14 protein-coding genes are annotated in these 21,393 nt (G+C 44.5%); 1 reads left to right on the forward strand and 13 read right to left on the reverse strand.

Translation table 11 applies throughout. The features are described from left to right. Window positions 1–47: 47 nt before the first annotated feature. From L976_RS03020 to guaB, 3 genes are all read right to left on the reverse strand, one after another. Entirely contained in the window at window positions 48–3,896 is a 3,849-nt protein-coding gene (locus tag L976_RS03020; RefSeq protein ID WP_047534038.1) for a hypothetical protein, read from the reverse strand. Window positions 3,897–4,268: 372 nt separating this feature from the next. Continuing rightward, entirely contained in the window at window positions 4,269–5,846 is a 1,578-nt protein-coding gene (gene guaA / locus L976_RS03025) for a glutamine-hydrolyzing GMP synthase (RefSeq protein ID WP_047534040.1), read from the reverse strand. A gap of 116 nt (window positions 5,847–5,962) precedes the next feature. Beyond that, a complete protein-coding gene (gene guaB, locus L976_RS03030; RefSeq protein WP_037420671.1) occupies window positions 5,963–7,429 on the reverse strand; it encodes an IMP dehydrogenase in 1,467 nt (488 codons plus the stop codon). 122 nt (window positions 7,430–7,551) lie between these two features. Between guaB and xseA the strand changes: the two genes are divergently transcribed. After that, on the forward strand, window positions 7,552–8,889 hold the full coding sequence (xseA, locus tag L976_RS03035; protein ID WP_047534042.1) for an exodeoxyribonuclease VII large subunit: 1,338 nt from the start codon (window positions 7,552–7,554) through the stop codon (window positions 8,887–8,889). A 162-nt stretch (window positions 8,890–9,051) separates the two neighbouring features. Here xseA and L976_RS03040 read toward each other — a convergent pair whose 3' ends face one another. From L976_RS03040 to ispG, 10 genes are all read right to left on the reverse strand, one after another. Then, window positions 9,052–9,897 (reverse strand): LysR family transcriptional regulator, encoded by an 846-nt coding sequence (locus tag L976_RS03040; protein ID WP_047534045.1) that lies wholly within the window; start codon window positions 9,895–9,897, stop codon window positions 9,052–9,054. Between the two features lie 122 nt (window positions 9,898–10,019). Further along, window positions 10,020–11,144, reverse strand: a complete 1,125-nt coding sequence (locus L976_RS03045; protein WP_144344735.1) for a hypothetical protein — start codon at window positions 11,142–11,144, stop codon at window positions 10,020–10,022. Between the two features lie 139 nt (window positions 11,145–11,283). Next, complete coding sequence (locus L976_RS03050) at window positions 11,284–12,933, reverse strand: HAL/PAL/TAL family ammonia-lyase (RefSeq protein ID WP_047534051.1); 1,650 nt, start codon at window positions 12,931–12,933, stop codon at window positions 11,284–11,286. 96 nt (window positions 12,934–13,029) lie between these two features. Next, the gene (locus tag L976_RS22205) at window positions 13,030–13,401 is read right to left on the reverse strand and encodes a cytochrome c3 family protein (RefSeq protein WP_231570467.1); all 372 of its coding nucleotides are present in this window, start codon (window positions 13,399–13,401) and stop codon (window positions 13,030–13,032) included. Window positions 13,402–13,413: 12 nt separating this feature from the next. Next, window positions 13,414–14,928: a flavocytochrome c gene (locus L976_RS03060; RefSeq protein WP_231570468.1), complete on the reverse strand. Its 1,515-nt coding sequence runs from the start codon at window positions 14,926–14,928 to the stop codon at window positions 13,414–13,416. Between the two features lie 514 nt (window positions 14,929–15,442). Then, window positions 15,443–16,909 carry a ribosome biogenesis GTPase Der gene (der, locus tag L976_RS03065; RefSeq protein WP_037420678.1) on the reverse strand — a complete coding sequence of 489 codons (1,467 nt, stop codon included), beginning with the start codon at window positions 16,907–16,909 and terminating at the stop codon, window positions 15,443–15,445. 79 nt (window positions 16,910–16,988) lie between these two features. Next, window positions 16,989–18,176 (reverse strand): outer membrane protein assembly factor BamB, encoded by a 1,188-nt coding sequence (bamB, locus tag L976_RS03070; RefSeq protein ID WP_037424915.1) that lies wholly within the window; start codon window positions 18,174–18,176, stop codon window positions 16,989–16,991. 11 nt (window positions 18,177–18,187) lie between these two features. Further along, window positions 18,188–18,808 carry a tetratricopeptide repeat protein gene (locus L976_RS03075; RefSeq protein ID WP_047534057.1) on the reverse strand — a complete coding sequence of 207 codons (621 nt, stop codon included), beginning with the start codon at window positions 18,806–18,808 and terminating at the stop codon, window positions 18,188–18,190. A gap of 12 nt (window positions 18,809–18,820) precedes the next feature. Beyond that, window positions 18,821–20,098 (reverse strand): histidine--tRNA ligase, encoded by a 1,278-nt coding sequence (gene hisS, locus L976_RS03080; protein ID WP_047534061.1) that lies wholly within the window; start codon window positions 20,096–20,098, stop codon window positions 18,821–18,823. Window positions 20,099–20,256: 158 nt separating this feature from the next. Further along, on the reverse strand, window positions 20,257–21,372 hold the full coding sequence (ispG, locus tag L976_RS03085; RefSeq protein WP_037420691.1) for a flavodoxin-dependent (E)-4-hydroxy-3-methylbut-2-enyl-diphosphate synthase: 1,116 nt from the start codon (window positions 21,370–21,372) through the stop codon (window positions 20,257–20,259). Between the last annotated feature and the right edge of the window lie 21 nt (window positions 21,373–21,393).

The raw sequence follows: 21,393 nt of genomic DNA on the forward strand, positions 1-21,393 counted from the left end.
TTCATCTTTATCGGGATTGGACCTGCAGAATTCGGATAGAGTAGCCTTTATTCAAACCGCTGTTCGCGTTCCTCATCATCCCGCTGTTCACGCAATTTCTCATACTCGATCCACTCAACCAGTTTTGCTGACACCGATTTAGCGGCCATCGCAATATTCAGATTCCCATGTTCAAGTAATCCTCTAATAGCATCCGCTCTAGGTTGCATCGCATTTGCTCGGCTACCAGACCAAGATGAAGGAGTAACACGTTCCGCGAATGTCTCCAGAACAGCTTCAGGTTTAGGAGATGCTTCCAGCAATCTGAGCGCTGACTCTGACATAATAACTGCACCCTGATTTTCATCCTGTTCCCACAAGCTAATACCCGATGCGACAAGTTCCCATGTAGCAATATCGTTTCGCGCTCGACACCACCCAATTAGCACGTCCACATCAATTTTGGCTAGAGGTGACAATTCTAATCCACCATGGCGAATAAAAATCTGTCGTTTATACTGTTGCTCTTCAGTGCCCTCAAAAACATGATTTAAAAATGCTTCTGGCATCATTAAAACGGTCGTCGCAATGGAATTTGCGCATGAATAAATGTAGCCATAGTTGTCATCGACAACAGCAAAGATTGTGTCCAGCCATTCCAGCTTTTCGTCTTCGTTTCCATCGAAGCGCAATGCAGCATTAATTACACGATCCATGTGATAATCACTGCCACCACCAGAATAGTTGCAATTTTTTCGGAGGTTAAAAATCGCAGCTCTTAGACCTATTTTTCGCAAGGTAGGGCCAAGCGAATCCACATCCATCTTTTTGTCATGTAACCTCATGCTTAGTGCTCCCAACACCACATCATCACCGCCCGGTTTATTAAGGAGTCGCAGTGCGAGATCGATAACACGGCTTATGGGCAAGTGCGCATGCTCGTCCCTCCAAAGGATTGGTTCATACATACTAAGGTGAATATCAGGGTCATCCAGAATAACCATGCAACGATCTAGGTCGGTTTCTGTAAATTTTCCCCAAGGGTGTAAATTAACTAAGGCATGTCGAAGCTTAGGATGTTGCGCGCACTGATCGAGTAACTCATGAGTTAAAGCTGAATCTATAGAGTCCACCTCTTTGATGAAACCGCCAAAGACAGCAACATCCATACCTACCCCGGGCAATGGTTCCAGTTGCTCGACAAGTTGCTGCCAACCCGCTCGTAAATCATTCACCCCCTTAGCTAATCCTCTTCCGAACGCATAGATATTAGGCATCCAACCATTTGAAAACAGGTTTGACCCCAGCTCATCAAGTTTATGACCTGATATCGCAAACTCCTCACCCAATTGAAGCGCCTTGGCTTCAAGCCGTTTCCTAGCTTCAAAATATTTATTTGTGTCATGCCGATCAAAATTGGTATCCAGAGCCCAATAATCTTGCCCCTTGCTAAAAACATAAGTAAGGATTGCCGGAATCAAGTCATGAGGCTCCAACTCCCTCTCCAATACGGCAAGGTTGTCCGGCAGCGGCTCAATATTATCTTTACCATCTCGCTTGGTATGGTCGAAATAGATCGTTGAACGCACCGCTTTCCCCCCCTCACCCCAAGGGTAATGCGCATGTAACTTGCGCGCTGCATCAATGAGTTTTTCCCTCATTGCAACTTGTCGCCACATGTCTCTAAATGCTTTCGCCAGCGTCTGTCTTGCGAGATATTCAAGAGTCGAATCACTAGAGGTTCCCAGTTTGACAGCAACGTCGATAAAGGCGCTACGCCACTGCACAAGCTGATCGTTATTGGGTTTAAATCCATAGTCTCTTGGGCGAGCACCAAACTCATGTCCCCCTGACCCACTCCACCGCGCTTCTAAGGCAGTAGAGAGCATCCTTAAACCCAGCGACCTACGTCCAGCAACACTTGATGAAAGACATTCATTCATGACCGCAACGCGCTGTTCTAAAGTAGCGTGGGTGCCAGAGAGATATGCCTGGAAGAACTTTGTTATCTGGTTTCGCACCGAGGCATTATTATTACTTTCCTCTTCTAAATCAGCCAGATGAATGAGCAATCTAATGCACCGTTCAAAGGTGCTCGGTTCATACGCCAGCAATAGCAGAAGATTGATAATTGACGTTCGCCGAGATTTATAACCCGGTTTCATGCCCTCAAAATCAGAGGAGATAAGTACCGCTTCAATCCTGTCGAGCAGAACTTCAGGCGCTACTGGTGCGATATAATCCAGCATTCGTGCCGATATATCGTTTAATTCTGTTATCCGCCCCAGCAATCCATCGGGTTGAAGCCAAGTTTCAACGATCTCTTTCGCCACAGGATGATCGTGCAACAACCCTAGCCTATGTGCGAAAGACATGAGTAAGCGTTGACGGTCAGGGGCTTCAAAGGTTTCTCTGAGTTGAGCAACTGGGATATTATTCAGTGCCGACATAGCCAACTTATTGGCAATGGCATGGGGCAAAATAGCTCTCCAATAAGCCCTCTTCTGTACTATATGGCGGTTTGATAACTTGTTGACTGACCGAGACAACTGGCTTGAGGAATACCCAAAGTTCGAACCCAATACCTCAAGTTCGTTTTGGCCTTTCCCAACAGTTGCTACCGAGAATGAATATACCAGAGACAGAATTTCAGCGTGCTCACGCAGGTTATCATCAGGGCCTTTACGCTGCTCAAACAAGCGATCAAACAACTGAATATCAGAAAGCTGAGCTAAACTCTCACCTTCCTCAACCCTCTCGGCAATAGCCAGAGATACCCTCGAATTACCATCAGCAAACGCGGCAATTCGGCGGGCGTTATTCTGGCCGATTTTAGGGAAACGGCGCAGCAGAAGCTGTTCAGCCACCTCAGGCCCTACTGCTTCTATATGGATGACCTCAGTGGTCTGAGGCTTATCGTCTCTGATGTCATATTCAACCGTGCTAAGGCTGACCTTTGTACCTTTGGCAGAGACTTTACTGGCTAGTAAGGTGTGCAATTCAGAAGGGCAATTATCAAGGACCATAATAGCCCGTTCCCCCTCTGCAATCAGCCTATCTAGCATTGCTATAGCAGAAGGCTCCGGGCTTTCACCTGTGTCGACATAGACTGCGATAGTCCGGTCAAGCGCATCTGTGCCAACTGTCTCATCGAAAAGTGCCTGTACGATTCTGGTCTTTCCAACGCCAGATAACCCAGTGATGCGAACCGCCTTTCTAGTAGAGCGAATAAGATCTCGCATCGGTGCAATGGCGTCATTAATGCTGAGCTGTTGCCCCCTGCCTGACGGCAGAGTGACGGTCACCCCTGGTGCTGAAATCAAGGTGTCCAGCGCCCCCTCTGGTGGATTACTCCATGCGCCGTATGGCTGCCAACCGGAATATCCCTGACCGAGATTTCTTTTTGTCCAGAGCATGACTGACGGATGTTGCCGTACCCATTGAGCCAGTTTAGAACGGTCGTAGAAGTCCAAGTAAAGATTGTCACTATTAGGATCATCCGCTACGGCATCTCGCATAGCTTTGATGCGGTCCCTTTTCTTAAGAGGAGAGCAATCATCACCTAAGCTGACAATGATATAGCTCCCACCTTTTTTAGCATGTTCAGAGATGGTCGAAGACAGTTTCCCCGCGGTGACCATTTCCTTGGTAATTGCAGCCCTCGGCATCGAATGCTTTTTTGCCTGAAGAATTGTGTTCGGCCTTTCGAGAAAACCTGTGCTCAGCTGTTCGACAGGTACTTGAACGTGAATATCAATCCCACCATCAGCAGCATTAATTGAACCTGACCAGTTTACATAGGCAGGGCTATGCCCCTGCGCCGCTATTTCAGCCTCGGCGAGGCGAGCAATCAACTCTTCGAGCAGAGTATCAGAGAGTCGGAGTAATTCGTCTTTCTCAATATCAAAAATTGCCACGGCAATCCTCAGCTGAACATTTTGTTAACTCTATCTAGAGCAAGATAATTTTATCGGATAATCAAGAATTCGATAATAACAGCTCTTAGCCTAATGATTAAAAAGAAGTTTAAGGAGAAAAACCTTATCAAGAGATGTGTTAACTCAAATAGTGGCACACAATACCGCATTGGAAAGAAAGTGCTGTATTATATTATTACTCAGTTAAAGGACTGCAATTTGCGTCCGAAGCAATACTGACTGCTTCAGATTTTTGGATCACCTTGTTTTTTTTAGAAAAAATATCGTCATCCCAATAAAAATGCCAGTCAATAAAATGACTGGCATTGAGATAAATCATAAATAGTATTTTATTAGCTATTTATATTTGGGCTATTCCCATTCGATGGTTGCAGGTGGCTTACCTGAAATATCGTAAACTACGCGGGAAATACCGTCGATTTCGTTGATGATGCGGTTTGATACGCGGCCAAGGAAATCATATGGCAAATGTGCCCAATGCGCGGTCATAAAGTCGATGGTTTCAACGGCGCGCAGTGACACCACCCAATCGTATTTACGGCCATCGCCCATCACACCCACAGAGCGAACCGGTAAGAACACAGTAAATGCTTGGCTGACTTTGTTATAAAGATCAGCTTTGTGCAGTTCTTCGATGAAAATCGCATCAGCGCGGCGCAGCAAATCACAGTATTCTTTCTTCACTTCGCCAAGTACTCGTACGCCTAAGCCTGGGCCAGGGAACGGGTGGCGGTAAAGCATGTTGTATGGCAGACCTAACTCGAGACCAATCTTACGCACTTCATCTTTAAAGAGTTCACGCAGTGGCTCAACCAGACCTAGCTCCATATCATCTGGCAAACCGCCAACGTTATGGTGCGATTTGATCACGTGTGCTTTACCAGTGGCGCTACCTGCAGATTCAATCACGTCAGGATAGATAGTACCTTGGGCTAACCATTTCGCGTTAACGCATTTTTTCGCTTCTTCATCGAAAATTTCCACAAATACGCGGCCGATAATTTTACGTTTCGCTTCTGGATCGGCTTCGCCTTTCAGCGCGTCAAGGAAGCGGTTTTCCGCATCCACATGGACAATATTGAGACCGAAGTGGTCGCCAAACATTTCCATCACTTGCTTCGCTTCGTTTAAACGCAGTAAGCCGTTATCAACAAATACGCAGGTCAGCTTCTTACCAATTGCGCGGTGCAGCAACATGGCCACGACAGATGAATCCACACCGCCAGACAGACCTAAAATCACTTCATCGTCACCTACTTGCTTTTTCAAGCGTTCAATAGCGTCTTCGATGATTGAAGAAGGTTTCCAGTTGGCTGCACAACCACAGATATCTAAGGCAAAGTGCGACAGCATACGCATACCTTGACGGGTATGGGTTACTTCAGGGTGGAACTGCACGCCGTAGAAACGTTTTTCCTCACAAGACATGGCCGCGAATGGGCAAGTATCGGTTTTAGCTACGGCCACAAAGCCTTCTGGGATCGCCGACACTTTATCGCCATGGCTCATCCACACATCCAGCAGGGACTTGCCCTCGCTGCTAACGGCATCTTCAATACCTTTAAACAGGGCAGATTCGGTAAGCATTTCAATTTGGGCATAACCAAATTCGCCTTCACCCACACCTTGGATCACTTTACCGCCAAGCTGTTCAGACATGGTTTGCATGCCATAGCAAATACCAAGAACAGGTACGCCAGCATTGAACACATATTCAGGTGCGCGGGGAGAGTTATCCGCAGTCACGCTTTCAGGGCCGCCCGCGAGGATAATGCCATTCGGGGCAAACTCACGAATTTGGGCTTCTGTCACATCCCATGCCCATAACTCACAGTAAACACCAATTTCACGGATACGACGGGCAATCAGTTGGGTGTACTGAGATCCAAAATCGAGGATCAGTATCTTATGCTCATGAATATCGCTCATGGATAACCTTTATTTCATCTATTGTTTTAACTTAGCTCAAGACGAGAGGTGCAATCTTGAGGGCATACGGATCTTAATACCGCGGCGGCTAACTGCCGCCCCGGTATTACAAACGCTTAAGAACCTGAACGATAGTTCGGCGCTTCTTTAGTGATAGTCACATCGTGCACGTGGGACTCGCCCATGCCCGCTGAAGTTACTTTCACAAACTGGGCTTTTTCATTCAGCTCTTGGATAGTGGCACAGCCTGTTAAGCCCATGCATGAACGTAAACCACCCATATGCTGATGGATGATTTCCTTCAGCTTACCTTTGTAAGGTACACGGCCTTCAATGCCTTCTGGCACAAGCTTGTCGGCAGCATTGTCAGATTGGAAATAACGATCGGAAGAACCTTGAGACATGGCACCGAGTGAACCCATACCGCGGTATGACTTATAGGCGCGACCTTGATAAAGCTCGGTTTCACCCGGCGCTTCATCAGTACCTGCGAACATTGAGCCCGCCATAATGCATGATGCACCCGCCGCTAACGCTTTGGCTAAGTCGCCAGAGAAACGCACACCGCCGTCGGCGATAACAGGGATACCTAATCCTTTTACGGCTTCGGCCGCATCAGAAACCGCAGTAATTTGTGGCACGCCCACACCCGTCACGATACGTGTGGTACAGATAGAACCAGGGCCAATACCGACTTTAACTGCGTTAACGCCGGCTTCAACTAAGGCCAATGCGCCTTCCGCTGTCGCCACGTTACCACCGATAATTTGTAAATCTGGGTATTTAGCGCGGGTTTCACGGATACGTTGGAGTACGCCTTCAGAATGGCCATGGGAAGAGTCAATCAGTAGCACGTCGACACCGGCTTTCACCAGCGCATCGACACGTTCTTCGTTACCCGCACCCGCACCCACAGCGGCGCCCACACGTAAACGACCTAACTCATCTTTACAGGCGTTAGGTTTACGCTCGGCTTTCTCGAAGTCTTTAACTGTGATTAAGCCTTTCAGCTTGAAATTATCATCGACAACTAACACTTTTTCGATACGGTTTGAGTGCATTAATTTTTGCACTTCATCTAACTTAGTGCCTTCGGCAACCGTGACTAAACGCGCTTTAGGCGTCATCACTTCTTCTACGGTTTTGCTCCAATCAGTCACGAAACGTACGTCACGGCCAGTGATAATACCCACCAATTCATTGGCTTCGTTGACCACAGGGTAACCCGCAAAACCATTCTTGGCGGTCAGTACTTTTAAATCAGCCAGCGTGGTTGAAGGCGTTACCGTCACAGGTTGTTGAACTACACCTGCTTCGTAAATTTTTACTTTACGAACTTCTTCGGCCTGCTTTTCTATGCTCATGTTTTTATGAATAAAACCTAAGCCACCTTCCTGTGCCATGGCGATCGCAAGACGCGCTTCGGTCACAGTGTCCATAGCGGCAGACACAAGCGGAATATTCAGTTCAATGGTATTGGTCAGGCGAGTTTTAAGAATGGCGGTATTTGGGAGTACAGTAGAATGCGCAGGAACAAGTAACACATCGTCAAAAGTTAGCGCTTCTTTAATTAAACGTAGCATAGGCAACATCTCCCCAGTTGAGTAGGATTTTAGAGGTGAAATATTGCGGCGGGATTATACCTTGCATCTAGGGAGCGGTAAATGGAAAATAGTGAAAAAATCCCATTTGCGCGAGAAAACACATGCAAGTCCCTAAAAATAATATTTATACCGTCTCACGCCTCAATGGTGAAGTCAGACAAATTCTTGAGGGGCAACTGGGTAAGATCTGGCTAAATGGGGAAATTTCCAACTTTTCAGCCCCCAGTTCAGGCCATTGGTATTTAACCCTTAAAGATCATTATTCACAAATTCGCTGTGCCATGTTTAAGGGGCGCAACCAAAGCGTTAGCTTTAAACCCGTAAATGGCCAGCAGGTGATCGTAAAAGGTGCGATTAGCGTTTACGAGCCGCGGGGCGACTATCAATTATTGATTGAGTCAATGCTCCCCGCAGGAGATGGCTTACTGGCACAACAATTTGAAGCGTTGAAAATGAAGCTCGCCGCGCAGGGATTATTTGCCGCCGACACTAAACGTCAGTTACCGAAAAATATTCAACGCATCGGGGTCATCACCTCCCCCACGGGCGCGGCGATCCGTGATGTCTTGCATGTGCTTGCCCGCCGTGATCCATCGATTGAAGTGATTATTTATCCGACACAAGTACAGGGTGAAAATGCGGATATGAATATCTGCCAAGCGATAAATATCGCCAATCAACGGCTTGAGGTGGATGTATTACTACTTACCCGCGGCGGTGGCTCGTTAGAAGATTTATGGTGTTTTAACAGCGAAGCGCTCGCCCATACCATTTATAACAGCGCACTGCCCATAGTGAGTGCCGTGGGCCATGAAGTCGATACCACAATAAGCGATTATGTCGCCGATGTGCGTGCCCCCACGCCCTCAGCAGGTGCAGAGCTGCTCTCACAGGACAGTGACAATAAAAGCCAACGTTTAGCCACAGTACTTGCCCGCCTTAAACAAAGCGCAAGCCACTATCAACTCAAGCAAGAGAGACGCTTAAGTTTGCTCGAGCACAGACTGCAACGCTTAGACCCTAAACGCACCTTACAGCAATTTGAGCAGCGTTTCGATGAGATGCAATTACGGCTCGAAGCCGCACTTTCTAACAAACTGCATGGCTTAAGTCGCCGTCAGCAGCAACTGGCAAGTCGCCTCGAGCAACAATCACCAAAACATAAACTCGCACTTGAGGCCAATCGTTTGAGCTATTTAGCAACGCGTTTGCGGGACGCAATGCAAGATACACTCAATCAAAGCGAGCAGCGAATTAAATATGCCGCCCATCAACTGGAAACTGTCAGTCCATTAGCCACCTTAAGTCGCGGCTATAGCATCACAACTGACAAAAACGGTGAAGTTATCACATCTGCAAGTCAAATCAGTCTTGGTGATACAATTACAACTCAACTGTCCAACGAGCGTCTAATGTCTACCGTTACTCGTCTCCCATAATATTAAGCCTTTATTATTTTGCAGTTTATTGGGGAGTATGTGGCAAAAAGTGATAGGCTTTCTGCCATTTACTCTTCAAGCATTAGCTGCCACGCATGACGTGCAGTTAATAAACTAAAGATTTAGTCCTAAAGGCTAAAAATATTATCTTTATATAAACGACTAACTGTCACTTGATTCCTTTTTAAACATATTAACCAATGACCTTAAATTTTTATGTTGTGAATATTTCTTTGAATAAAGGCATATTGGCCCGAGAACATTGTTTCTAGTTGGACCATGACATACTTCTAAATTAGCATTATTACTAATCATAATGTTCGGTAGCAGTCCAATACCAACACCAGACTCAATCAAACGCTCAGCAAAATCTGGCGTATCAATAATTAACTTACGCTTAAACTCTTTGTTTCGATTTAAAGCTGATGATAAATCATGCCAATGATCCCAGACTTTTGAATGAACGAGTGTTGGACAGGGGATATCAAACTGTTCATTAACTTTTTTAGCCCAACTAAACTTTAATACATCAATAACACCTTCATTAATATATCTAGAATGACTATCAAATAACCCTTCAGTAATCACTATGTCAGCATCTTCCTTATCCAGCCAACTTTTAATTGCTGTCAACTCGCCAGTTTTAATATGAAATAAATTATTGTTTATCAACTCATCTGTCAAATAAGGTGCAACATACTTTGTGTAAAGCCTAGGTTGAGTAACAATTACTATTGGTTCTTCTTCAAAAAAATATTCTACAACACTATCAAACTCTTTATAACTATTGACTATTTTTTCTGCAACCAAATACAGCTTCTCACCTTCTTTAGACAGTGAAACGCGGCCTTGCTTTCTAATAAATAGTATTGTATCAAGATCTTTTTCTAATTTTATTATTTGTCCACTTATATTAGGCTGCGTTGTCTCCAATATCTCCGCAGCCCGTGAAAAGCTGGAATATTTTGCTGAAAAATAGAAAGCATGAACAGTGCCACTGCTAATCATAGATTAAAAACCTTGATTTAAAATAATGACAATATAGTCAAAAACCTACTTCTGCCCAACAAAAATATCACAACACGTGTCAAAAGTAACAAATATCAAAATATGGTGAACTAGATCTACCATTAAAAATAGAAGCCAAAGTTTATATTAACTCTTTTATCCCAATCATCACCTACTTCAGGTAAACCTATATGATCATTATTGGCGGTAGAGAAGGTCATATTTTTACCCATAATAAAGTCGATCATTGTGTAGGTAGGACCTGCAGAAATCGCCATACCAGTGACGTTTTGCATACTGTTATCGTAGCTATCGTCATCAACATCTGGCGTCATTAAACCAAAGTCGTTGTAGAACTTAATGCTACCCCAATCTGTGTTCACGGTTTTGGCAATGTTGATGTTATAGGCTTGGCCCTTAGAAGCAATTTCATACTGCCAGCTTACTACTGACACGCCAATTTTATTAGAGTCAATAGCATCTGCAGCATCGTATTCATATTGCATGGCTTGCATTTGTAAATTCCAGCCTTTGTAGCTGCTGTCTAAATGCAATGCTACGGCATAGCGATCGCCATTGTTGCCCGTCTCGCTGTTGTAGATTTGACCATACTGCACAGAGCCACCAAAGGTAGTCGAACCGCCTTCGTATTCTGTTGTATAAGTTTGTCGCACGTTTAACTGGTTAGTCTCTTCATTGTGATACTCAGTGCCATTGATGGTACCGGTATACAAATCGGTCGAATAACGCTTGTTCTCGGTCGCACCATACTCAGCACTTTTATAAAAGGCGACATCTGTATGCCAACCTTGGTTTTCATAAACCACTTTAACACCTACGTCAGAGTCATCTTCAAACCCTAAGTAATATGGCAAACCAAACCACCAACTATTTGATATTAACTCTCGATTACCAAAAGGAACCTTATTAATACCAACTTGAACTTGCAGATCATCATTTACATCATAGAAACCATAACCATGTTTAATGAAATTCGTTTTTGATGACAGTCTATAATCTGCAGATACCCCCCAGTCTCCTATTTTTCCATTTAACGTTAAAGTTGCAACATCAAAATAAAAATCCCCCCCTTTATCTTTTGAAGCTTGGTCATAATCTCTATAAGCATAGTTCGCTCTAACCGAACCGCCAAATTTAATTCCTTCATCTGGCGTATCCGCATAAATACTAAACGCAGACAATCCAACAATTACAGAAATAAACTTACATAATAACTTAATGTTCATCAATTACTCCAAAGACATTAAACTGATAGAATTATATTATTCATCGAAAAATGAAATAGTTATACTAGGTCGAATTATAGCGTGCAAAGCATATATAAAATGCCTTGCACGATAACCATCATTTAAAAAGTAACAAAAACTATCTTGTACTATAGGTTTTTAAAAATTTAACACCGTTATTTATATCAGGAGTGTAAATTCTATCTTTAGATACAAATGGAACATATTTACGGTATTCATGAAGAAATTCACTCGTACCATTCCCCATTTTTTGGCTATATTCTTTTGTTCTGATATCCATACCTTGTGTGGTATGCAACACCTCATAAGAGTAAATTTCATAAGCAATATCTGCAATTTTATCTAAGCGATTTGCAATTAAATTGACGTTACTAAAAGTTTCCTCAATACCAACAGATGTTGGTACGCCATAAATTGCAGCACTATTGGTCAGAGACATTGCTTCAGCATAAAGACCGGACATTGACTGTGCAATATTAGCAAAACCATCACCACCGACATTTTCCTTAGAAATTAAGTATGTTGTTAATTTTGTACGGTGACCGTCATCTAATTGGGTAGTACGCCAGGCTGAAATATGAATCACTTGAGCAAGTGCACGACTCAAAGACTCCAGCTGCACTGCTAGCTGGGTATTATCAAAATTAGAACCTGAGTTTACAAAAACATTTTTTCCACCAACCCGTAAACCATTAACATAATCGCTATTGCTGTACCATAAATCATCTCTTGCATCTGTATGCACTATTGGATTATCTGTCGTATGGTTGATTGCGGTATTGAGTAACTCTTTTGCTTGGCGTAATTCTTCTTTCGCTGCTGCTAAGATTTGACCTGATGATCGAAAACTTAACGGGTCCTGTAAATTTCGCTTAGCATCAACACTCCAAAGATATGAACCTTTTAAATGAGATAAAATAGATTCTGCCGCTTCATGTCCCTGTGGCCACCCTTTTGTATCGACTGTATGCCATAGAAAAGGAGACACGTTACCATTTAACGCTTCTAAACTAGACGCAATTATCACAGATGATAGATCGAGCAGATGCTCCACTTTTTTCACTGCCGTAACCGATTGTGCTTCAGCTACATTACTATTTGAGAGAATTGAAATACCATCCATCCCAAATGGCTGATATTTTTTCAATCCAAGCTCTTTACGTACCTCAGCTGAAGAGCGACGCTTTCCTTGGTACATGACATCCCACTCACCCATTAAGGCTAAGCCGACATGTGTCACCATACTCAAATCATTTGCACCTTCTGAACCTCGTGAAGGAATTAATGGATAAACATCATTGTTGATATATTCCATGTAGGCATTGGCAGCCTCAACACTCATCCCAGTAAATCCAGCAGCCATCTGGTTCAAACGGATAACCATCGCCATTTTAGATTCAGCTTCAGGTAAAAATGGCTCCATCCCTGCTGCTTGAATTCGCATTTGCCGCTCATTAAATTTAATCGACTCTGAACGATTCGGCTCATTTTCGACCGAAGACCCCGCGACACGCTGGTCTTTCAGCGCACCATAATTAACCGTTAATCCATAAATAGAACGCCCATCTTCAGCTGCATCAATAGGTGCTTTATAAGACGCTCGAATACGCTCCCAACCTTCTTTCGAAATGTTAACATCTTCACCGGACTTAGATATTTCCCAAAGTTTATCTACAGTCAATGAAGTACCATCAAGCGTATGAGTTGCTGCGATTGATGTCATAGGTAATATAGCGGCTATTACAAGCGGTATAGTTTTTAATTTCATGGCAACGTCCTATTATTAGTTTAATATAAAAATACCTAGTTATTTTTCGAATCAAGCTTAATTAAGAATCAACAAATAGAGTCTATTAAATTGGAATTACTTTAAATTTGGAAACTCCACTATATGGCAATCACTACATATAGCATGTGATGGTTTATGCTCTGAATGACAAGCTGTACACTCCAATGTATTCCGATAGTGAGCAGAGTCATGGGGTAATTTATCGTATTTATTTTCTTTCGTTGGAATTTCGTCCATTGTACCATGGCATCGAATACAAAAACTTGAATCTGGTCTTTCATTCGGGATACCGCTACCGTGACATGTTTTACAACTGCCACCTTTTCCCATCAACTTAAAATGATGTTCTTTAATGGGGACTCCACTTAAAGTATTCTCCGTTGTGTAGGCTGATAAAGATGTCATTAATAAAGCACTAACCAAACCTAATTTATGTATATATTTCATCATTATCACCTATTACACTTTTCTAATCGCAGCTTGATTTCCTGCAATTTGTCCAAACACGAGACCATCAATAGAAGAGCAACCGCCTAATCGGTCCATTCCATGTGTACCACCAGTAACTTCACCAGCAGCAAATAAGCCTGAAATTGGTTCACAAGTGTTAGAATCAATAACTTCTGCATTAGGTGTAATAGCAACGCCCCCCATGCAATAATGTAACTTGGGTGACAATCGGATTGAATAAAATGGAGGTTTTAAAATTGTTTTCTCATCTAAAGGTTTATTAAACGGATCTTTTGCTTTACCTTGAACAATCTCATTCCATTCATTTACTGAATTTTTTAATGCATCAATATCAACATCATAACGTTTAGCTAATTCATCAAGCGTTTCTGACTTTTTAATTGCACCATCACGGTAAGCCGCTTTAAAACCTTCAGCATGATTTGCCGTTGCTTCACCACAAAATACAAATGGCATATTAGGTTTTTCTTTCGTACCTGAGGCCAATACTGCCAACTGCGCATCCGCACGAGTTCGACGGTCTGCTAATTCATTCATGAATCTCGCGCCAGTTTTAGGGTCAATTGCGATCCCTTCTGCAAAAGCATAATCCGCAAAGAAACTCGCAGGGCCTGCGCCCTTCTCATCTGGTGTAGCCCAAGGACCTAACTGGTACATGTCTAACATTACCGGCAGGGCTCGAATAGACAATAATGACTTAATCATGGTTGCTGAAGCGCCAGGCTGAGCAGTGCTTTCAAGTTCCTGATATGCAGGCATTGTTGTTTTAATAAACTGGTGATCTTGTCCCCATCCACCAGAAGCAACAATTACCCCTTTTTTAGCCTTATAAGCGAATTGACCTCTATTGGAACCACTCTTAAAATCGTATTTTTCACTGACGACAATACCTGTCACACCACTGTCGCCACGAATGACTTCTTCAACATTCGTTCTATTTTGAAATATGATCCCAGCCTTACGAAGGTAGTTATGCATAGGAACGACAATGCCACCACCGGATGCACTTTCGGGTAAATGTGCACGTGGAGCACTATGCCCACCGAGACGAATTACCTTGTCTTGAAACTTTACGCCACATTCCATCAGCATATCGTAGGCTTTGTGCGCTTCTGTAGCTAAAGTGCGACATAGTTCAGGATGATTAAAACCACGCCCAGCTTTAAGCATATCTTTGATCATTAATTCTGCGGAGTCTTTAATTCCTAATTTTTTCTGCATCGGTGTTAATGGCATACACATCAAGCCACCACATATAGCTGAGTTACCACCAAATGCCTCCATTTTTTCTAGCACTATGATATTTTTTATTCCTGCTTTATGAGCTGAATAAGCAGCCGACAGGCCAGCAAAACCACTGCCGATAATGATAATATCAAATTCTTTATCCCAAGCTCTTCCATAATTATCGTTCGATGCTTTAATTGGAAATGCCATAGCGGCGGTGACGCCTGTTGCTAACTTAAGGAAATCTCTTCTTCCGGCCATAATACCCTCACCCATTAAATATTCTATTTAATAATCAAAAAACAAATTAATAGAAATAATAAATCGCAATAAATCTAATTTTTGGAATTAATTTTACTGCTAATTAAAAAATCGATAATCTTGTAAGCAACATTTAAAACAGGCTAACAATTATCACGATGTATGAGCATATTATTTTTATTAAACATTTGTTAATGTGACTAACGACCGCCATTTATGTCCATAAGTTTTTCTTATAATCTGAGCGTGATCTAGATCTATCTATAGGAAAAGTCGTGAGATAAATATTGATGAATAACTTTTTAGCATCAGACAAAAATTTAGTGTAAACAGCAAATAACGTCTTCAGTTCAAGAGGGGTAACTTAAAGATTTCCTGAATTAGCTAATACATTATTTGATATTAATTTCCAAATAATTATTGGAAAGTGTTAAGGCTATTTATGACAGCTCAGTTAAAAAAAAAGGAACCCTAGGGTTCCTTTTCTATTGATTCACTTAAATAAATGACTCGGTTTTTCGTTTGAGTCTTATTTTGCCTTGCGGTCTTTAATATGACTCAAGGCGCGTTTACGGCGACGCTCTTGGCTCATGGTCAGCTTTTCCACTTTGTTTTCAAACGGGTTATCACCCTCTTGGAAACGCAGTTGGATTGGCGTACCGACCACTTTTAATGAACGGCGGAAGTAGTTCATCATGTAGCGCTTATAAGAATCCGGCAGCTTGCTGACTTGGTTACCGTGAATAACCACGATTGGCGGGTTATAACCACCAGCGTGGGCGTATTTCAGTTTCACGCGGCGACCGTTCACCAATGGTGGCTGATGGTCATCCTGCGACATTTGCATAATGCGGGTCAGCATTGAGGTGCTCACGCGGCGAGTCGCACTGTCGTAAGCTTCTTCAATCGACTCAAACAGATGGCCAACACCCGTGCCATGCAGCGCCGAAATAAAGTGAATACGGGCAAAGTCGATAAAGCCTAAACGACGGTCGAGTTCACTCTTAACACGGTCTTTAATGCCTTGGTCGATGCCATCCCACTTGTTAACGGCAATCACTAACGCGCGGCCTGCGTTTAGGGCAAACCCTAATAGGCCAAGATCTTGCTCGGCAACGCCTTCACGGGCGTCGATGATAAGTAACACCACGTTAGCATCTTCAACCGCTTTGAGGGTTTTAATCACCGAGAACTTTTCAATCACTTCATGGACTTTACTGCGGCGACGTACACCAGCAGTATCGATAATCACGTATTCGCGACCATCGCGTTCCATCGGAATGTAAATACTGTCACGAGTGGTGCCTGGTTCGTCATAAACCACCACACGCTCTTCACCTAAGATACGGTTGGTTAGAGTCGATTTACCCACGTTAGGTTTACCGATGATGGCGAGTTTGATCGGTAAGTCCTGCAGACGCTTTTGCTCAGCCTCAGCTTCTTCTTCAGTGTACTGACGCTCGTCAACTTCTTCCTCTTCGCCTTGGCGCTCAATGCCCATGGCTTCAGCGTAAGGAGTTAAGGCGTACTCAATCATATTGGTTACACCGCGGCCTTGGGCGGCAGCCATTTGATAGACTTCACCTAAACCCAAAGACCAAAATTCGGCGCAGGCCGAGTCGGCATCAATACCGTCAATCTTGTTAGCCACCACAAAGGTGGTTTTTTGGCGGCTACGTAAATGCTGAGCGATAGACAAATCCGCAGCGGTTAACCCAGCACGCGCATCGGTCATAAATAAGACAACATCGGCTTCTTCGATAGCGGCAAGGGACTGCTCGGCCATCTTAGTTTCGATCCCCTCTTCAGTGCCGTCGATACCGCCGGTATCCACCACGATAAACTCATAGCCGGATAAGAATGCTCGACCATATTTACGGTCACGTGTTAGGCCAGGAAAGTCAGCAACCAGCGCATCACGCGTACGCGTAAGGCGGTTAAATAAGGTGGATTTACCGACGTTCGGCCGACCAACAAGGGCCACTACAGGGATCATGATTTCGCCTCTAAAAAACTTTTCAATAAAAAGCCCCCGGAACACACTTCCAGGGGCTCTACAAGGATAACACTTTTAACTAAGGAAGTGTTACAACAGCTAACTTTCCGCTGCGACCTTGCACGTAGATTTTATCATCCACCACTAATGGCTGGCTGAATAATCCAGAGCTGTCCACTTGGATACGACCGACAATACTGCCTGTGCTACGGTCGATAAAGTGCAGATAACCTTCAAAATCACCCACGACCAAATAGTCTTTATATACCTCTGGTGAAGTGAGTGTGCGATTGACCAGCTCAGAGTTGCTCCACAACTCTAAACCGTTACGTCTATCTACTGAATAGATACGACTGTGGTCATCAACCAAGAACAAACTTAAACCCGCCGTAGCTAACTCATTGAAGCTTGAGTACTTACGAGTCCAAATAATCCGTCCGGTGCGCAGTTCCATTGACACCAAGTTACCGTTGTAGCTGACCGCATATAAATTATCGCCGAGGATCAACGGTGTCATATCCACATCGGCCATACGGGTAAACTCATTGCCACCTGTAGGATTATAGATGGCTTGCTCCCACGCAGCTTGACCGTTGTTTTTGACGACAACAGCCACTTTGCCATCGGCGGTACCAATAAAGAAACCTCCCGCTTCATAAGCTGCTGACCCCGTTCCCCGGAGCGTCAGGTTAGGCAACTGCATGTTATAAACCCACAGTTTTGCGCCAGTATCAACGTTATAGGCTTCAAATGAACCTGAACTGGTGCTCACCACCACGACGTCGTCAGCCACGGTTGGCTTAGATAACAATTCGCCACCCGCAATCACATGCCATAATACTTGGCCGTCTTCTGCATTCAGCGCAGCCAAAAGGCCACTCTCACCGCCGATAAAGAGCTTATTACGTGCTGCTGTTACACCAGCGGCCAAACGTGCGCCTTTGTTTTTGGCTAAGGCGTTATCACGGAACTCTTCACTAAAATCTTTTTTCCAAACCTGTTCACCCGTTGCTTCATCAAAAGCAACGACTTCACCATAACGGTCGGCCGCAAAAATTTTACCGTAACGAACTGCTGGTGTGAGACGAGAATAGTAATCCCCGACACCGTCACCTACAGAGGCGCTCCAACTTACTTCAGGAAATACTGTCGCCTGAATCGCAGTTAACTCACTTACCGGTTCTTCTTCTACATCACTAGAAGAACAGGCGGATAACATGGCTAGGCTTAACCCAGCGGCTAGCAGGTTCTTGCACCAAGACTTCATCAAGGGATCCCTTATGCTTGATTTAAGTTATCAAGTTTGATTTTAAGTGCAGGGCTGGTCACAACACCGCCGTTATCCATTGCTGCCTGATAAGCAGTTTTCGCTTTATCGGCTTGGCCTTGACGAACAAAGAAGTCACCTTTCAGTTCTTCACGTTGTGCTAAAAAGGCTTTATCAGTCACTTGGTCTAGTGTGGCTAACGCAGTGTCAACTTGACCTTGTTCAGCCTGAATACGCGCTAAACGCAATGTTGCAATAGTGTCTAATCCTGCACCGGGCTTCGCAGCAATCACTTTCTTCAGTGCTTCTTCGGCCTTAGGAAAATCTTTCGCTTCCACCGCCGTTTTCGCAACGATCAGGTCTAGCAGTGATTGATAGCCCTTTTGGTCGTAATTTTTCGAAAACTCAGCCACGCCAGCAATCATAGCCGCTTCATCGCTTGATTTGGTGGTTAAGGTTTGGAACGCCTGTGATGCTTCTTCGGCCTTCACGATTTTCATGTCGGAATAAGTGTTCCAACCGTACAGGCCACCTAAACCAACGACCGCCCCGATAACAATCGAGGTTCCATAGTCTTTCCAGAACTGTTTGATAGCATCAACTTGTTGTTCTTCTGTGCTATAAATTTCCACGCGCACGTCCCCTTATTTGCTAAGTTCAGCTAAAAATGCGCTTAATGCATTTCGAGCGACCCGTTGTTGTTCGTTGTCATTGCGTAAGTATTTTACGGTAACCACACCTTCGGCGAGTTCTTCTTCACCGATGAGTAAGGCTACTTGTGCACCGCTTTTGTCGGCACGCTTAATTTGCTTCTTGAAGTTACCACCACCGCAGTGACTCATCACTCGCAGTGTGGGCAACGCTGAGCGTAACTCCTGCGCCACTTTAATGGCTTCAACCAAACAGCTATCCCCCATCGCCGCGACATACACATCAACAGCCGCTGGGATATCTTGGGTCAGCTCTAAGGTTTCAAGCAGTAAAACGATGCGCTCTAATCCCATCGCAAAACCGACGGCTGGCGTATCTTTACCGCCCAATTGAGCAACTAAACCATCGTAGCGACCGCCCGCAAGTACTGTGCCTTGAGAGCCTAAGCTATTGGTAACCCATTCAAAAACCGTGCGATTGTAGTAATCCAGACCACGGACTAAGCGTGGGTTAACTCGGTATTGGATGCCAACCGCGTCGAGGAGTTCACGCAATTGTGCAAAATGTTGTGAGGATTCTTCGCCTAAGTAATCCATCAGCGCAGGCGCATCACCTAAAATGCTTTGCACTTGGGGATCTTTTGAGTCCAATACGCGCAGCGGATTGCTGTACATACGGCGCTGGCTATCTTCGTCTAGTTTGTCCTTGTGTTGCTCTAAAAAGGCAATCAAGGCTTCACGGTAAGCGGCGCGCTCGGCAGGATCGCCTAAAGTGTTCAGCTCAAGCGTCACATGCTCGCTAATGCCGAGTTTTTCCCATAGACGGGCAGATAACATCAACACTTCGGCGTCGATATCAGCGCTACCAATACCGTAGACTTCAACACCAAATTGATGGAATTGGCGGTAACGGCCTTTTTGTGGACGTTCATGACGAAACATGGGGCCCAAATACCACAGACGTTGTTCTTGGTTATAGAGCAGACCATGCTCGTTACCCGCACGCACGGTTGAGGCAGTACCTTCGGGGCGTAACGTCAGGCTATCACCATTACGATCTTCGAAGGTGTACATTTCTTTTTCAACAATATCAGTCACTTCACCGATAGAGCGTTTAAAAAGATCGGTATTTTCCACTATTGGAGTGCGGATCTCACTGTAACCATAAGCAGCAACGCTTGAACGTAGTACCGCTTCCACTTTTTGCCATAGAGGACTTTGAGTTGGCAGAATGTCATTCATTCCGCGAATCGCTTGGATCTGTTTTGCCACTGTATCGACTCGTCCGATTTCGCTAAATTAATAAAAAATGTCAGGCATTATAGGCTGTTCAACACTAAACGTAAAATGACCCCGTCAGTTTCGAGGTCTAGCTCAAGCCTTGAATGTTTTTATAACGCTTAACCTATGAGGTTATTCGGCTGCGGTTGTTACTCAGTAGTGTCTTTCACTTGGATGCGGTTAGCCATTTGGCTCGCCTTGGCGCGAATTTTAGCTTCGAGGGAATCGACTAGGTTGTCATTGTCGAAACGCTCTTTTTGACGCTCGCCTTCATCGTAGTAACCACTCTTACGATGTCCACCCGTTAAGCCAATGTGCGACACTAAGGCTTCACCTGGGCCATTGACCACACAGCCGATGATCGACACATCCATCGCGGTGGTAACATCTTCGAGGCGGCGTTCTAACTCGTTTACGGTGCTGATCACATCGAACTCTTGACGTGAGCAAGAAGGACACGCAATAAAGTTAATGCCACGGCTACGGATACGCAGTGACTTTAGAATATCAAAGCCGACTTTGATTTCTTCCACCGGATCGGCCGCCAAGGAAATACGCAGCGTATCACCAATGCCCTCGGCAAGCAGCATACCTAAACCGACGGCAGATTTGACCGCCCCCGCACGCGCACCACCCGCTTCAGTAATACCTAAATGCAATGGCTGACGAATTTGCTTGGCTAATAAACGATAGGATTCTACCGCTAAGAACACATCGGAGGCTTTTACGCTGACCTTAAATTGGTCGAAGTTCAAACGGTCGAGAATGTCCACATGGCGCATGGCCGATTCGAGCAGGGCTTCTGGCGTAGGTTCTTTGTATTTGTCCATCAGATCTTTCTCTAATGAACCACCATTAACCCCGATACGAATTGGAATGTTTTTATCACGGGCGCACTCCACCACACTGCGGATACGCTCTTCGTTACCAATATTGCCTGGGTTGATACGCAAACAGTCCACCCCATATTCCGCCACTTTTAAGGCGATACGGTAATCGAAGTGGATATCGGCAACCAAGGGCACTGACACCGATTGCTTAATCACTTTAAAAGCCTCGGCCGCGTCCATGGTCGGCACAGAGACACGCACAATGTCGGCACCCACTTTTTCTAAGGCGCGAATTTGGGCAATGGTCGCCTCAACATCAGTCGTTTTAGTGTTGGTCATTGACTGCACTGCAATCGGTGCACCATCACCAATCGGTACATTGCCCACATAAATGCGGGTTGAAGGACGTCTCTTTATGGGTGTTTCGTTATACATACTCAATACGCTCTTTTCGGT

Source organism: Shewanella sp. ZOR0012 (assembly GCF_000798835.1).
Classification (GTDB): domain Bacteria; phylum Pseudomonadota; class Gammaproteobacteria; order Enterobacterales; family Shewanellaceae; genus Shewanella; species Shewanella xiamenensis.

Bases quoted from the DNA above. Each gene is read 5' to 3' on its own strand.
- guaA (WP_047534040.1), bottom strand. From the start codon at position 5,846: ATGAGCGATATTCATGAGCATAAGATACTGATCCTCGATTTTGGATCT.
- guaB (WP_037420671.1), bottom strand. From the start codon at position 7,429: ATGCTACGTTTAATTAAAGAAGCGCTAACTTTTGACGATGTGTTACTT.
- xseA (WP_047534042.1), top strand. From the start codon at position 7,552: ATGCAAGTCCCTAAAAATAATATTTATACCGTCTCACGCCTCAATGGT.
- L976_RS03040 (WP_047534045.1), bottom strand. From the start codon at position 9,897: ATGATTAGCAGTGGCACTGTTCATGCTTTCTATTTTTCAGCAAAATAT.
- L976_RS03045 (WP_144344735.1), bottom strand. From the start codon at position 11,144: ATGAACATTAAGTTATTATGTAAGTTTATTTCTGTAATTGTTGGATTG.
- L976_RS03050 (WP_047534051.1), bottom strand. From the start codon at position 12,933: ATGAAATTAAAAACTATACCGCTTGTAATAGCCGCTATATTACCTATG.
- L976_RS22205 (WP_231570467.1), bottom strand. From the start codon at position 13,401: ATGAAATATATACATAAATTAGGTTTGGTTAGTGCTTTATTAATGACA.
- L976_RS03060 (WP_231570468.1), bottom strand. From the start codon at position 14,928: ATGGGTGAGGGTATTATGGCCGGAAGAAGAGATTTCCTTAAGTTAGCA.
- der (WP_037420678.1), bottom strand. From the start codon at position 16,909: ATGATCCCTGTAGTGGCCCTTGTTGGTCGGCCGAACGTCGGTAAATCC.
- bamB (WP_037424915.1), bottom strand. From the start codon at position 18,176: ATGAAGTCTTGGTGCAAGAACCTGCTAGCCGCTGGGTTAAGCCTAGCC.
- ispG (WP_037420691.1), bottom strand. From the start codon at position 21,372: ATGTATAACGAAACACCCATAAAGAGACGTCCTTCAACCCGCATTTAT.